Origin of the sequence: Actinoplanes ianthinogenes (assembly GCF_018324205.1) — a bacterium.
GTDB lineage: Bacteria > Actinomycetota > Actinomycetes > Mycobacteriales > Micromonosporaceae > Actinoplanes > Actinoplanes ianthinogenes.
In genome coordinates this window covers 9,281,400-9,294,918 of sequence record NZ_AP023356.1, presented here as the reverse complement: position 1 = coordinate 9,294,918, position 13,519 = coordinate 9,281,400, and the positions used below count along the sequence as shown (strand labels likewise).

The following is a 13,519-nucleotide window of genomic DNA, read 5'->3' as shown; positions in this document are numbered from 1 at the left end:
GGCTTCAGGCACCGTGTCCACGGCGTTTCCTCTTCGGTATTTCCGGTTTTACACCGAGAGTTGTTGACAGCAACCCGGTCGGCGAGCCACGATCCTGCAATGACGGACCTGGATGGCCCCATGACGATCGCCGAGCCCGCCACCGCCGGAGACCCCGGCGCCGCCCGCCGCACGATCCGGAACCCGGTGCTTCCCGGCTTCCACCCGGATCCGTCGATCGTGCGGGTCGGCGCGGACTACTACATCGCGACGTCGACCTTCGAGTGGTTCCCGGGCGTGCGCGTGCACCACTCCACCGACCTGGTCGACTGGCGGCCCCTCGGTGGCGTGCTGACCGAGCGGCGGCTGCTCGACCTCACCGGGACCGCCGACTCGTGCGGCGTCTGGGCACCCAACCTGACCTACGCCCACGGCCTGTTCCACCTGCTCTACACCGACGTGGCGACGTTCGCCGGCGGTTACTGGGACCCGCAGAACTATCTGATCACCGCACCGCGCATCACCGGGCCCTGGTCGGATCCGGTGGTGTTGCACGGCCGCGGGTTCGACGCGTCGCTGTTCCACGACGAGGACGGCACCACCTGGATGCTGTCGATGCGCGCCGACTGGCGGCCCGGGCGCAACCGCTTCGCGGGGATCTCCCTCCAGCGCTACGACCGGGACGAGCGGCGCCTGACCGGCCCGGAGCACCTGATCTTCGAGGGGACCGAGGCCGGGCTCACCGAGGCGCCCAACATCTATCGCAAGGACGGGTGGTACTACCTGGTCACCGCGGAGGGTGGCACCACCCTGACGCACCAGGTCACCGTCGCCCGGTCCCGGGAGTTGCTCGGGCCGTACCGGGTGGATCCGGCCGGGCCGCTGCTCACCTCGGCCGGGCGACCGGATCTGGCGCTGCAGAAGGCCGGGCACGGCAGCCTGGTGCAGACCCCGGACGGGGAGTGGTATCTGGCGCATCTGGCGGCCCGGCCGTACGCGCCGACCGGCCGGTGTGTGCTCGGCCGCGAGAGCGCCTTGCAAAAGGTGGACTGGCCCGCCGGTGACTGGCCGCGGATTCCCGGCGGGGTGCCGGCCGAGGAGATCCCGGCACCGACCGGCACCTCCCCAGCCGCCGCCTCCCTCGCCGCCGCCTCCCCAGCCGCCGCCTCCCTCGCCGCCGGTGATGTTCAGGCCGAGGACGACCACTTCGACGCCCCGGCGCTCGGGCCGGACTGGTCGACGCTGCGCCGCCCGGCCACCCCGGACTGGGTCGACCTGTCGGTCCGCCCGTCGCACCTGCGGATCCACGGCGGCCAGTCGCCGATGGCCCGGCACCGGCCCAGCCTGGTGGCCCGCCGGGTCACCGCGCCGCGCTGCACCTTCGAGGCGACCTGCGAGTTCGAGCCGCGCAACTACCGGCAGCTGGCCGGCGTCACCGCCTACTACAACACCCGCAACTGGTATTACCTGCACGTGACCGCCGACGACGACGGCGCCGCGGTGCTCGACGTGCTGTGCTGCGACAGCGGGCGGGTCACCGACGTGGGCGCGCGGGTCGCGCTCGGCGACGTGCGCCGGGTCGGTCTGCGGGCCCGGCTGGACGGCCCGGCGCTGACCTTCGCCTACACCCTCGATCCCGGTGACGACGCCGGCTGGCGGGAGCTCGGCCGGACGTTCGACGCCACCACCCTCTCCGACGAGTACGCCGCGACGGTGGTCGCCGGCGAGCCCGAGGCCTGGGGCTTCACCGGCGCCTTCGTCGGCCTCTGGGTGCAGGATCTGGGCGCCGAGGGCGGGTACGCCGACTTCGACCGGGCGGTGTACCGCACCGACTGATCCGGCCTCAGCGCCTGTCTCTCTACTTCAAGATCGAGTTAGGGCCGGTTCTACGGTCGCAGGATGAGCCGTGCAAAGCACGGTGCTCGGGACGGGTTCGAAACCCGGGCTGAGCTGCTCAGGGACTTGTTGACCTTGCGAGATCTGGTCTGGTTGAATGCCGCCGAGTAACGCCCATCAGGCAGGGAGTTCGGGTGTCGTTCCTATCGGCCGTCAGGTCTTCTCTAACTCAGTACGTCGGTTTTCGGGGACGAGCCCGCCGGTCGGAATTCTGGTGGTTCACACTCTTCAGCTTCCTGATCAGTCTCGTCGCCTCGGTCCTGGATCTGCGACTGGGTACCGAATCCATGTGGGACAACGGGCCGGTTTCCATCATCGTTTCCATCGGATTGTTCTTGCCGAGCCTTGCGGTCACCGTTCGCCGTCTCCACGACACTGATCGATCGGGCTGGTGGCTGCTCGCCTGTTTTGTCCCGCTTGTCGGATTCCTTGTCATGCTCGTGTTCCTGGTTCTGGACGGCGGCTTCGAGACCAACAGGTTCGGCGTAAGCCCGAAAGTCACTGCAGTCCCATAGTCGCCGCTTGCCGAGACGCCGGGGTCAGTGCCGGACGCCGACCTGCTGGGTCAGCGCCTCGATCACCTCGAGCCGGGCGCGACGACGTAGCCACCGTGCGCCCGGGTGTCGATTAGGACGCGCGGATCGAGGCTAGAAGAGGATGCCTTCCTTGGGCTGGCCGGCCCCAGCTAGATCACTCGCTCAACAGGCAGTGAGACGCGCAGGTGCCCGATATGGATCGTGTCTCGCGGCAGTGGATTGAGCGCCACGACCTGCAAGGTCACGTCGTCGCTAGAGGCAAGTTCCAACGCTCCGGTCTCTAGAAGCTGCTGCCGGTGCCCATGATCGATGTTGACGTTGCAACGCCAGACTCCGTTGCCGTCCCGCCAGACGACAATCTCAACATCTTCGTTTTCGGGATCTCGAGACATGACCGGAAGTCTAGAAGCGGCGTCCGGACCACATCAGGACCAATTGGCATCTCAGCCCACCGCCCGATCATCGGCAGATCCGCGCACCGGGCCTGGGGGGAACCTTCGCGATGCTGCGTTCGGTAGCGAGACCGGCACTCAGAGCGCGCCCGTCACCGTCACGAACGAGTGGGCCGGCAGGTGCACCCGCAGCCTGCCGTCGCTCAGCACCACGCCGTCGTGCTCCCGCGGCGCCACGGCCGACGGCGCCTGCGGGGTGTTGTGGTCTTGCAGCGCGCTCGACGTCAGGATCCGGGCCTCGACGGCCGTCACCGCACCGCCGCGCAGGTCGATCGTGACGTCGGCGGCGGCCTCCGCGTCCAGGTTCGACAGCGAGACGAGCAGCCGGCCGTCCTTGCGACTGGCCGACATCGAGACGGTGGTGAGCGTCGCGTCGCCGACCGGGCGTGCCGGCAGCGGGGTGCGCAGGTCGACGCGCAGCGCCGTGGCGTCCTGGTGGCCGCGGTTCATCGCGAAGACGTGGTAGGTCGGGGTGAGCACCATCGCCGCCGAGTCCGGATCGGTCAGGATCATCGCTTGCAGCACGTTCACCGTCTGCGCGATGTTGGCCATGACCAGGCGGTCGGCGTACCGATGGAAGAGGTCGAAGTGCACGCTGGCCACCAGCGCGTCGCGCAGCGTGTTCTGCTGGTACAGGAAGCCCGGGTTGGAGCCCGGCTCGACGTCGAACCAGGTGCCCCACTCGTCCAGGACCAGGCCGACGCTCCGCGACGGGTCGTAGCAGTCCATCACCGCCGCGTGCCCGGCCAGCACCTGCTCGACGCGGGCCGCGGCCAGCATGGTCGCGTAGTGCTCGCCGGTGCCGAAGTCGGTGGCCGAGCCCTTCTCCTCCCAGCTCGGGCCGGTGATGGTGTAGTAGTGCAGGGACAGGGCGTGGTACGGCGTACTGCCGATGTGCTGGCAGCCCAGGTGCCCGATCTGCTTCATCAGCGTCTCGGTCCACGCGTAGTCGGCGCCGTTCGCCCCTGCGGCGATCTTGTACAGCTTGTTGTCGCCGTGGTCGCGGCAGTAGGTGCCGTACCGCCGGGCCTCCTGCGCGTAGTGCTCGGCGGTCATGCCGCCGCCGCAGCCCCACGCCTCGTTGCCCAGCCCCCAGAACCGCACGCGCCACGGCTCGTCGCGGCCGTTCGCCCTGCGTAGGCGGGCCATCGGCGAGTCACCGGCGCGGGTCAGGTACTCCACCCAGTCGCTCATCTCCCGGACGGTGCCGGAACCCACGTTGCCGCTGATGTACGGCTCGGCGCCGAGCAGCTCGCACAGTGCCATGAACTCGTGGGTGCCGAAGTGGTTGTTCTCCACGACGTCGCCCCAGTGCGTGTTGACCATGACCGGCCGCCGATCCTTCGGCCCGATCCCGTCCTGCCAGTGGTACTCGTCGGCGAAGCATCCGCCCGGCCACCGCAGGTTCGGGATGCTCAGGGCACGCAGCGCACCGACCACGTCGAGACGGATGCCGCCCTCGTTCGGGATGCCGGAGTCCTCGCCGACGTAGAACCCGCCGTAGACGCACCGGCCCAGGTGCTCGGCGAAGTGGCCGTAGAGGTGGCGATTGATCCGTGGGCCGTCGAGGTCCACGTTGATGACGGCTTCGATGGTCATCCAGTGCCTTTCCCGTGATCTTGAAGGCTCGGAAGTTTCGGAGCAAATCCCGCAACTTCCGATAGCGACACGCGCGGCATCGTCGGCGCGACGGCTGGTCGATTCCGTTGTCTCGCAAGGATCACATCGTGCGTCTTTCGAAAACAATATCTTGACACCTCGATGAGCCGCTCCATAGTTTGAGCGCCACCTTCCGGAAATATTCCGAAACTTTCGATAGTGAAAGGCGGTCGTTTCGTGGCACTGAAGAGAACCCTCGCCGTCGCTGCCGTGCTGGCCCTGAGCGCTCTGGGAATGACCGCCTGCGGGGGTGACGACGACTCCAGCTCCGGCGGCGACGTCACCATGGAGCTGTGGCAGAACTCCACGACCGGCCCCGGCAAGGCCTTCTGGGAGAAGACGGTCGCCGACTTCCAGAACGCCCACCCCAACGTCAAGATCAAGCTGTCGTCGATCCAGAACGAGGACCTGGACGGCAAGCTGCAGACCGCGCTGAACTCGGGCTCGGCGCCGGACATCTTCCTGCAACGCGGCGGCGGGAAGATGGCCGCCATGGTCGAGGCCGGCCAGCTCAAGGACATCACCGACGGGATCACCGCCGAGTCCAAGCAGGCCGTCGGCGAGGCCGCGCTCAAGACCGGGCAGGTCGACGGCAAGGCGTACGCGGTGCCGGTCTCGATCCTTCCCGGCGGCCTCTGGTACAGCCAGGACCTGTTCAAGAAGGCCGGGGTCACCACCCCGCCGGCCACGCTGGACGACCTGAACGCCGCGGTGGCCAAGCTCAAGGCGGCCGGCACCCCGATCGCCCTGGGCGCCAAGGACGCCTGGCCCGCCGCGCACTGGTTCTACTTCTTCGCCCTGCGCGCCTGCAGCCAGGCCACCCTGGACGCGACCGCCAAGAGCAAGACGTTCGACGACCCGTGCTGGACCAAGGCCGGTGAGCAGCTCAAGGCGTTCTCCGACACCAAGCCGTTCAACGAGGGCTTCCTGACCACCTCGGCGCAGCAGGGCGCGGGCAGTTCGGCCGGCCTGGTCGCCAACCACAAGGCGAGCATGGAGCTGATGGGCGCCTGGGACCCGGGCGTGATCGCGTCGCTGACCAAGGACACCAAGCCGCTGCCCGACCTCGGCTTCTTCCCGTTCCCATCGGTCCCCGGCGGCCAGGGCGACCCGGCCGCGGTGATGGGCGGGACGGACGGCTACTCGTGCGCGAAGGACGCGCCGAAGGAGTGCACCGACTTCCTCAACTACATCCTGACCAAGGACGTGCAGGTCGGCTTCTACAAGGGCTTCAACTCGCTGCCGGTCAACAAGGAGGCGCAGGCGGCGGTCACCGAGCCGTACCTCAAGGCGGTTCTCGACGCCTACAACAAGGCGCCGTACGTCTCGCAGTGGCTCGACACGCTCTACGGGCAGAACGTGGGCAACGCGCTGAACGTCGGCGTGGTGAACCTGCTGGCCGGCAAGGGTGACGTCGCCGGGATCATCCAGGCGGTCAACGACGCGGCCAAGAAGGGCTGAGAGTGGCGGGCAGTCACATGGTCGCCGACCAGGTCCGTGCCGAGGGTGGCGTGCAGACGCCGCCCCCGGCACGTCCCCGCCGGCGCGGCATCGGCTGGGCGCAGCGGCTGGAGATCCTGGTGCTGTCCGGCCCGGCGATCCTGGTGTTCTGCACCTTCGTGATCCTGCCGGTGCTGCTGGCCGGGTACTACGGCTTCTACAAGTGGAAGGGCTTCGGGCCGCCCACCAACTTCGTCGGCCTGGAGAACTACCGGACCATCCTGCAGGACCAGGCGTTCCGCGAGGCGCTCGAGCACAACGGCCTGATCGTCGTCCTCTCGCTGGTCCTGCAGGGCCCGATCGCGATCGGCCTGGCCATGCTGCTCAACCGGAAGATGCGTGGCCGCTCGGTGATCCGGGTGCTGATCTTCGTCCCGTATGTGATCGCCGAGGTCATCGTCGGCACCGCCTGGGCGCTGCTGCTGCAGACCAACGGCGCGGTCAACGACGTACTGAAATCGATCGGTCTCGACTGGCTGGCGCAGGACTGGCTGGCCAACCCGAAACTCGCGATCTGGACCCTGCTGCTGATCCTGACCTGGAAGTACATCGGCTTCGCGGTGATCCTCTTCCTGGCCGGCATGCAGAACATCCCGGAGGAACTGGCCGAGGCGGCCGCGGTGGACGGCGCGTCCTTCTGGCAGACCCAGCTCCGGATCACCCTGCCGCTGCTCGGGCCGACCATCCGGATCTGGGGCTTCCTGTCGATCATCGGCGCGCTGCAGCTCTTCGACCTGGTCTACATCATCTGGGGCCAGTACGTGGCGTCCACCGCCGGCACCTCGACGATGGTCACCTACCTGGTCAACGAGGGCCGCAACGCCGGCAACTACGGCTACGGCAGCGCCGTCGCGGTCGTGCTGTTCATCATCTCGATGGTCATCGCGCTGGTGTACCAACGTTTCGTTCTGCGCCGGGACACCGACGGCGCGCTCACCGGAGGACGGTAGGAATGGCCGCCAAGAAGGACAGCACCTGGGGCAGTCCGATCGTCTACCTGGGCGCCCTGCTGCTGATCGGCGTGATGCTGGGGCCGGTGCTCTACATCATCGTGGGCGGGTTCCGGACCAACTCGCAGATCACCACCGACCCGGCCGCCCTGCCCGACCCGTGGGTGCTGGGCAACTACACCACCGTGCTGGCCAGCAGCGGCTTCTGGCGCCAGGTCGGCAACTCGACGGTGGTGGCGATCGCCACCACGATCGGGGTGGTCCTGCTCGGCGTGATGGCGAGCTACGTGCTGGCCCGCTACCGGTTCCGCGGGCGGGGTGCGATGTACGCGCTGTTCGCCGCCGGGCTGATGTTCCCGGCCTCGGTCGCCATCACCCCGCTTTACATCCTGGTGAAGCTGATGGGACTGGTGAACACCCTGCCCGGCGTGATCCTGCCGCAGATCGCGTTCGCGCTGCCCACCACGGTCATCATCCTGGTCCCGTTCCTGCAGGCGATCCCGAAGGAGATCGAGGAGGCGGCGGCCATCGACAGGTGCAGCCGGCTCGGGTTCTTCTGGCGGATGGTGCTGCCGCTGTCGGTGCCCGGGCTGATCACCACCGGGATCCTGGCCTTCATCAACAGCTGGAACAGCTACCTGCTGCCGCTGTTCATCCTCAACGACCAGGACAGTTTCACCCTGCCACTGGGCGTGCAGGCGTTCGTCTCGCAGTACTCGGTCGACACCGCGAAGGTGCTGGCGTTCACCTCGCTGTCGATGATCCCGGCACTGATCTTCTTCAGCCTCTTCGAGCGCCGCATCGTCGGCGGGCTGACCGGCGCGGTCAAGGGGTGATCGGGGGTCGGCGACCCTCAGGAAAGTCGCCGGGCGGCCGAAAGGCCGATCATGAGGGTCGCCGAAACGCTCAGCCTGGACGAGGTGCTGCGAGACGGCTTGCACTGCGTGTATCAGCCGTTCGTCGACGTGGACTCCGGGGCGGTGCTGGCCTTCGAGGCGCTGTTGCGCGGGCCCGCCGGCACCGCCTGGCAGTCGCCGATGGCCCTGCTCGACGCCGCCCGCCAGGCCGGACGGCTCGCTGACCTGGAACGCGCCTCGCTGCGCGCGTCGCTCGCCGACGCCGCGGCGTTCACGCAGGGCCGCCCTGTCACGCTCTTCGTCAACCTGGAACCGAGCACGCTGACCCAGCGCCCGGACGTCGTCCTCGACGCGCTGCGCGACCGGGCCCCGCACGTCCAGGTGGTCGTCGAGATCACCGAGCGGGCGCTGGCCGAGGACCTGGCCGCCGTGCTGCGTGGCGCCGAGCAGCTGCGCGCCGCGGGCTGCGCGATCGCCCTGGACGACGTGGGCGTGCACCCGGAGTCGCTGGCGTTCATCCCGCTGCTGCGCCCGGAAGTGGTCAAGCTCGACCTGAAGCTGCTGCGCACGGTCAAGGATCCGCTGACCGTGACGGTGGCCGGGGCGGTACGCGCGTACGCCGAACAGGCCGGCGCCGAGGTGGTCGCCGAGGGCATCGAGACGCCGGAGGACCTGACCCGGGCGCTGGTGCTGGGCGCCACGCTGGGGCAGGGCTGGCTGTGGAGCCGTGGCGAGCGGCACTTCACGCCGTCGACGTTCCGGCCGGAACGGTTCGCCGCGCGCCCGATCGGCGCCACCCTGCGGACCACGCCGTACGGGCTGATCGGCGCCGGCCGGCACATCCGGCACGCGCCCAAGCACCTGCTGGTGCCGGTGTCCAAGACGCTTGAGCTGATGGCGCAGCAGGCCACCGTGCCGCCGGTGCTGTTCGCCGCGTTCGAGCACGCGCAGTTCTTCCGCCCGTCGACCACCCGCCGATTCACCGAACTCGCCGCCAAGCTGCCGTTCGTCGCCGCGCTCGGCGTCCAGATGCCGGCGGCGCCCGCTCCCGGGGTGCGCGGCGCCTCGCTGTCCCCGCAGGATCCGCTGGCCACCGAGTGGACCGTCGTGGTGCTCGGCGCGCACACCGCGGCCGCGCTGATGGCCCGCGACCTGGGCGACACCGGACCGGATCCGGACCGCCAGTTCGAGTTCGTGGTCACCTACGACCGGACGCTGGTCACCGCCGCCGCGCACGCGATGATCGGCCGCCTCACCACACCGTGACCCGGCACGGGCCGGCCCGGTCCTGATCGGTCAGGCGGCGTTCTCCGTGGGTGGGGCGCGGTGGCAGTCGACCTGGAAGGCGGCCTCGAACCTGGCGGCCGCCACCGCGACGTCGGCGACGAATCCGGCGACGATCCGCTGCGCGCGGGCGACCCGTTCCGGGCGTTCATCGCTCAGCTCGGCGATCCGGCTCTCGGCCGCCGCCGCCTTGCGTTCCAGCCTGCGCGCCCCCCACGCCGTCCGGGCGGAGCCGCCGGCCGCCGCGCGCTCGCGCAGTCTCGCCAGCTCCGCGTCGCCGGAGCGGACCGCGGAGATCGCCTCGTGCGCCTGCGCCCCGGCCTTGCGCAGCGCCTCCACGACCGGCGCGAACGCCAGGGTGAAGCCGTCGCTGGCGACCCACTGGCCGAACTTGCGCGAGTCCTCGGCCAGCCGCACGTCCTTGCGGAACTCCCAGAGGTACGGATTGCCGTCGGCCCTGGTGAACGTCAACTTGGTGCGGAGGATCTCGTCGGCGGCGCCGAAGTCCCCCGCCGCGACCGCGTCGGCGGCCAGCCGCCAGCTGTACCACCCCCAGCCCAGGATGTCCGCGAACCGGGTGACGACGGCTTCCTCCCGCAACGTACGAGGCTCACCGCCGTCACCCGCGAGGTCGGCGAGCGCGGTCGTGACCGATTCGGACGGCAGCATGCTCCGAAGCGTAGATGCCGGGGCTGGGCGCGGCCCAGCCCCGGATTGTCATCGTGCGACGCAGGTGGCGCTCGCCGGTCCGGTCCCGGTGCCCTGGAAGCCGAACTGGGTGCTGGCTCCGGCCGCCACCGATCCGTTGTAGCTGACGTTGGTGAAGGTGACCGTCCCGGTCGTACCGCTACCGGTCGCGCTCCACGAGTTGGTGACGGCCGAGCCGGACGGCAGGGTCGTGGTGACGGTCCAGCCGGTGATCGCCGACGAGCCCGCCTTGACCGTGACCGTGGCGACGTAACCGCCGGTCCACGAGTTCAGCGAGATCGTCGCGGTGCAACCACTCGGGACCGGCGGCTGCGAGGACGACGGTGCGGACGGGGTCGGCGAGGACGGCGGGACGGTGGTCCCGTCCAGTCCGAAGAAGCTGATCGCCATCTTGGCCTGCCCGGCCATCGGCAGCGAGTGGCCGACCCCGGCGATGCTGATCGCCTGGACCGGCGGCTGCGCGGAGGTGTCGCCGTACCAGGTGCGGGTCCACCCGGACTGCGGCGTGTCCGTCTTGACCGGTGTCTGGCCGAGACCGTGCACGTTGGTCCACTGCTTGATCTCTTCGCCGAAGTTGTTGTAGTGCAGCGTGGTGTCCGTCGCGCCGTGCCACAGCTGCATGCGCGGACGCCGCCCGGTGTAACCGGGGTAGGAGTTGCGCACCGCGTCACCCCACTGGGCGGCGGTCTTGATGACCTGGCCGTTCGCGCAGGCGCTGTTCCAACCGGCCTGCTGGCTCGGGTCGGCCGGGTTGCCCGCGGTCGCCTGGAAGCAGGTGTCCGGCACGCCCGAGAAGGCGGCGCCGGCGGCGAACACGTCCGGGTAGTCGGCGAGCAGCACGTTGGTCATCATCGCGCCGGACGAGGCGCCGGTGACGAACGTGCGGTCCGTGTCGGTGCCGTACTTCTGCTGCACGTACTTGACCATCGAGGTGATGCCGACCGGGTCGCTGTTGCCGTTGTGGGTCAGCGCGCCCGCCGACGAGACGTCCCAGCAGTTCCCGGTACGCACCGTCGACGGATAGATGACGATGAAGCCGTACTGGTCGGCGAGGGACTTGAACTCGGTGCCGGAGTAGAACGCCGGACCCGAGCCGGTGCAGTAGTGCACGGCGACCAGCACCGCCGGCTTGGTGGGCAGCCGGTCGGGCACGTACAGATACATGCGGATGCCGGTGGGGTTGGTGCCGAACCCGGTGACCTCGGTCAGCGCCGCCGCGGAGGCCGGTGACGCCGGGAGGAGCACGGTGGTGGCCACCAGCCCGGCGACGACCGCGGCCAGCGCGGACAGCAGGGTGCGCCAATGTCTTCTCATGGACGATTCCTCAGGACGGGGATGTGCGGGGCGGTCCTGATCCGGATCGACCGAAACATTACAAGCGGGTTCCGGCAATTACAACACTAGATATTCGCACTTCACGCACGGTTTGCCATCACCAAAGGCATTGAGCAGGGACAATAGATTTCCGTACGCGAAATCGGGCTCCGGAAGTTTCGGGGCCGGCCTCCGAAAGACGTGGTTTTCTATCGCCGGGTGAAGGTCAGATGGGTGACGCCACTCGGCGTGGTCACCGGCTCCACCGTGAACCGGTCCTCCAGGCTCTCCAGCCCGTCCCAGAGACGCACCCCCCGGCCCAGCAGGATCGGCACCAGCACGACGTGCAGATGGTCGACCAGATCCGCCTCGAGGAACTGCCGGACCGTGCTCGGACCACCCCCGATGCGTACGTCCAGCCCACCGGCCGCCTCGCGCGCCATCGCCAGCGCCTCGGCCGGGCTCGCGTCGACGAAGTGGAAGGTGGTGCCGCCCGCCATCTCCAGCGTCGGCCGCGGATGATGGGTCAGCACGAAGACCGGCGTGTGGAACGGCGGGTTCTCGCCCCACCAGCCCTTCCACTCCTCGTCCTGCCACGCCCCACGCTGCGGCCCGAACTTGTTGCGGCCCATGATCTCCGCGCCGATCCCCGGCCCCCAGGCCGCCGCGAACGCGTTGTCGACACCCTCGCTGCCGCCGTCTTCGCCGTTCATCGACTGGAACGTCCGGGTCCCGAAGAACCACTGCATGAGCCGCCCACCCGCATGCCCGAACGGCGTCTGGAGGCTCTGTCCCTCCCCGGTGGCGAACCCGTCCAGCGAAACCGCGAGGTTGTGCACCCGTACCTTCGACATCGCCCCACCTTAGAGGCCCCTCCCGCGGGCTATGAGGCATTCCTGACCGGCCTGGCCTGTCCCGCTTCGCTGCCGAGTGCCCCCAGCAGGCGCAGTCCGTCCTCGGCGGGGCTGCCGGCCGGCGCCGACAGGACCAGCAGCTCCATGCCCGACTCGTCGGGCAGGGCGAAGTTCTCCTGGTGCAGTTCCAGCAGTCCGACCAGCGGGTGCCGGTACGCCTTGCGGCCGTGCGCGCGGGCCCGCACGTCCGCCCGCGCCCAGAGGCGGCGGAAGCGTTCGCTGCCCATCGCCAGTTCGCCGATCAGGGAGGCGAGCCCCGCGTCATCCGGAAACTTCCCGACGGCCAGCCGCAGATGGCCGACCACGTCCAGCGTGCACTTCTCCGAGTCGGCGTAGAGGCCCCGCTCGGCCTCCTCGAGGAAGAGGTGCCGGGCGGTGTTCAAGCCCGGCATCTCCCGGCCGTAGAGAAGGCCGGCCAGGCGGTTGCCGGCGACCACGGTCAGCCGATGGTCCATGATCAGCGCAGGGGCGCCGGCCACCAGGTCGAGGACGCGCAACACCTCTGGACGCGGGCGCCCACTCGGGGACTTGGCGCGGCGGCGGCGCCGGCGGGCGAGCCGGAGCAGGTGGTCGCGCTCGGTCCGGACGCTGACCCCGGACAGGTGCGCGACCTCCTTACGCCGCAGCCCGGCGACCCGCCGCCGGCTGCCGGCCGGGATGCCGACCGCGGACGGGTCGAGCCGCGTTCGCTGAACGGCGCGCTGAAGGACCTCGCCGTGACCACCCTCGAAGCCGCCGGGCACGAGGTGCGGGTGAGCGACCTGTACGCCATGAACTGGAAGGCGGTCGTCGACGCGGCCGACTTCGGCGAGCACGCCACCGACCCGTTGCGGGTGATCCCGAGCTCGGGCGGCGCCTACCAGGCCGGCGCGCTCACCCCGGACGTGACGGCCGAGCAGGAGAAGTTGCTGTGGGCCGACACGATCGTCTTCCAGTTCCCGATGTGGTGGTACACGATGCCGGCCATCCTCAAGGGCTGGGTCGACCGGGTGTTCTCGTTCCGCTTCGCGTACGGCGTCGGCGTGCACGACGAGACCCGTTACGGCGAGCGTTTCGGCGAGGGCACGCTGCACGGGCGCCGGGCGATCCTGTCGGTGACCGTCGGCGGCCCGGAGTCGCATTACACCGACCGCGGCATCAACGGCCCGATCGAGGACCTGCTGTTCCCGATCCACCACGGCATCCTGTGGTACCCGGGCGTCGAGGTGCTGCCCCCGTTCGTCGTGTACGGCACCGACTCCATCACCGGCGACGCGTTCGAGCGCGCCACGAAGATGTGGAGGGAGCGCCTGCTCGCACTGGAGACGACCGAGCCGATCGCGTTCCGGCGGCAGAACTTCGGCGACTACGAGATCCCGTCCCTGCGCCTGAAGCCGGGCCTGGAGCTACCCGGGCGTACCGGCTTCGGACTGCACGTGCGTGGCTGAAGGCGATGCCGCCGGAGGTCATCACTCCTGCCCTGGCACGGTT

At 69.4% G+C, this 13,519-nt stretch carries 13 protein-coding genes; 7 read left to right on the top strand and 6 right to left on the bottom strand.

The window, feature by feature from the left end; genetic code table 11:
• The first annotated feature begins 120 nt into the window (after nt 1-120).
• Nucleotides 121-1,815 carry a glycoside hydrolase family 43 protein gene (locus Aiant_RS42225; RefSeq protein WP_189330662.1) on the top strand — a complete coding sequence of 565 codons (1,695 nt, stop codon included), beginning with the start codon at nt 121-123 and terminating at the stop codon, nt 1,813-1,815.
• Nucleotides 1,816-2,009: 194 nt separating this feature from the next.
• The gene (locus Aiant_RS42220; protein WP_189330242.1) at nt 2,010-2,390 is read left to right on the top strand and encodes a DUF805 domain-containing protein; all 381 of its coding nucleotides are present in this window, start codon (nt 2,010-2,012) and stop codon (nt 2,388-2,390) included.
• Between the two features lie 170 nt (nt 2,391-2,560).
• On the opposite strand, the gene Aiant_RS42215 is transcribed toward Aiant_RS42220, so the two are convergent.
• Both Aiant_RS42215 and Aiant_RS42210 read right to left on the bottom strand, forming a co-directional pair.
• Nucleotides 2,561-2,803, bottom strand: a complete 243-nt coding sequence (locus Aiant_RS42215) for a hypothetical protein (RefSeq protein ID WP_189330241.1) — start codon at nt 2,801-2,803, stop codon at nt 2,561-2,563.
• Between the two features lie 138 nt (nt 2,804-2,941).
• Nucleotides 2,942-4,462: an alpha-N-arabinofuranosidase gene (locus Aiant_RS42210; RefSeq protein WP_189330240.1), complete on the bottom strand. Its 1,521-nt coding sequence runs from the start codon at nt 4,460-4,462 to the stop codon at nt 2,942-2,944.
• Between the two features lie 237 nt (nt 4,463-4,699).
• On the opposite strand from Aiant_RS42210, the gene Aiant_RS42205 reads away from it, so the two are divergent.
• From Aiant_RS42205 to Aiant_RS42190, 4 genes are read left to right on the top strand one after another with little or no spacing between them, the layout of a single operon-like run.
• The gene (locus Aiant_RS42205) at nt 4,700-5,983 is read left to right on the top strand and encodes an ABC transporter substrate-binding protein (protein ID WP_212846804.1); all 1,284 of its coding nucleotides are present in this window, start codon (nt 4,700-4,702) and stop codon (nt 5,981-5,983) included.
• Nucleotides 5,984-6,000: 17 nt separating this feature from the next.
• Nucleotides 6,001-6,972 carry a carbohydrate ABC transporter permease gene (locus Aiant_RS42200; protein ID WP_189330660.1) on the top strand — a complete coding sequence of 324 codons (972 nt, stop codon included), beginning with the start codon at nt 6,001-6,003 and terminating at the stop codon, nt 6,970-6,972.
• A gap of 2 nt (nt 6,973-6,974) precedes the next feature.
• Complete coding sequence (locus Aiant_RS42195) at nt 6,975-7,808, top strand: carbohydrate ABC transporter permease (protein WP_189330239.1); 834 nt, start codon at nt 6,975-6,977, stop codon at nt 7,806-7,808.
• A 51-nt stretch (nt 7,809-7,859) separates the two neighbouring features.
• Nucleotides 7,860-9,095: a sensor domain-containing phosphodiesterase gene (locus tag Aiant_RS42190; RefSeq protein WP_189330238.1), complete on the top strand. Its 1,236-nt coding sequence runs from the start codon at nt 7,860-7,862 to the stop codon at nt 9,093-9,095.
• A gap of 30 nt (nt 9,096-9,125) precedes the next feature.
• Here the strand turns inward: Aiant_RS42190 and Aiant_RS42185 are convergent, their stop codons facing one another.
• The 4 genes from Aiant_RS42185 to Aiant_RS42170 form a co-directional block, all read right to left on the bottom strand.
• Nucleotides 9,126-9,782, bottom strand: coding sequence for a hypothetical protein (locus tag Aiant_RS42185; protein WP_189330237.1), 657 nt, complete (start codon nt 9,780-9,782; stop codon nt 9,126-9,128).
• Nucleotides 9,783-9,830: 48 nt separating this feature from the next.
• Complete coding sequence (locus Aiant_RS42180) at nt 9,831-11,135, bottom strand: extracellular catalytic domain type 1 short-chain-length polyhydroxyalkanoate depolymerase (RefSeq protein ID WP_189330236.1); 1,305 nt, start codon at nt 11,133-11,135, stop codon at nt 9,831-9,833.
• A gap of 209 nt (nt 11,136-11,344) precedes the next feature.
• The gene (locus Aiant_RS42175) at nt 11,345-11,989 is read right to left on the bottom strand and encodes a dihydrofolate reductase family protein (RefSeq protein ID WP_189330235.1); all 645 of its coding nucleotides are present in this window, start codon (nt 11,987-11,989) and stop codon (nt 11,345-11,347) included.
• Between the two features lie 29 nt (nt 11,990-12,018).
• A complete protein-coding gene (locus Aiant_RS42170; RefSeq protein WP_229829986.1) occupies nt 12,019-12,792 on the bottom strand; it encodes an MmyB family transcriptional regulator in 774 nt (257 codons plus the stop codon).
• Between Aiant_RS42170 and Aiant_RS42165 the strand changes: the two genes are divergently transcribed.
• On the top strand, nt 12,739-13,476 hold the full coding sequence (locus Aiant_RS42165) for an NAD(P)H-dependent oxidoreductase (protein WP_229830024.1): 738 nt from the start codon (nt 12,739-12,741) through the stop codon (nt 13,474-13,476). The genes Aiant_RS42170 and Aiant_RS42165 overlap by 54 nt on opposite strands.
• The last annotated feature ends 43 nt before the right edge of the window (nt 13,477-13,519 follow it).

What these genes read in the sequence shown, in the direction of transcription:
- Aiant_RS42180 (WP_189330236.1), bottom strand. Translation starts at nt 11,135, where the DNA reads ATGAGAAGACATTGGCGCACCCTGCTGTCCGCGCTGGCCGCGGTCGTC.
- Aiant_RS42200 (WP_189330660.1), top strand. Translation starts at nt 6,001, where the DNA reads ATGGTCGCCGACCAGGTCCGTGCCGAGGGTGGCGTGCAGACGCCGCCC.
- Aiant_RS42190 (WP_189330238.1), top strand. Translation starts at nt 7,860, where the DNA reads ATGAGGGTCGCCGAAACGCTCAGCCTGGACGAGGTGCTGCGAGACGGC.
- Aiant_RS42195 (WP_189330239.1), top strand. Translation starts at nt 6,975, where the DNA reads ATGGCCGCCAAGAAGGACAGCACCTGGGGCAGTCCGATCGTCTACCTG.
- Aiant_RS42215 (WP_189330241.1), bottom strand. Translation starts at nt 2,803, where the DNA reads ATGTCTCGAGATCCCGAAAACGAAGATGTTGAGATTGTCGTCTGGCGG.
- Aiant_RS42185 (WP_189330237.1), bottom strand. Translation starts at nt 9,782, where the DNA reads ATGCTGCCGTCCGAATCGGTCACGACCGCGCTCGCCGACCTCGCGGGT.
- Aiant_RS42210 (WP_189330240.1), bottom strand. Translation starts at nt 4,462, where the DNA reads ATGACCATCGAAGCCGTCATCAACGTGGACCTCGACGGCCCACGGATC.
- Aiant_RS42225 (WP_189330662.1), top strand. Translation starts at nt 121, where the DNA reads ATGACGATCGCCGAGCCCGCCACCGCCGGAGACCCCGGCGCCGCCCGC.
- Aiant_RS42175 (WP_189330235.1), bottom strand. Translation starts at nt 11,989, where the DNA reads ATGTCGAAGGTACGGGTGCACAACCTCGCGGTTTCGCTGGACGGGTTC.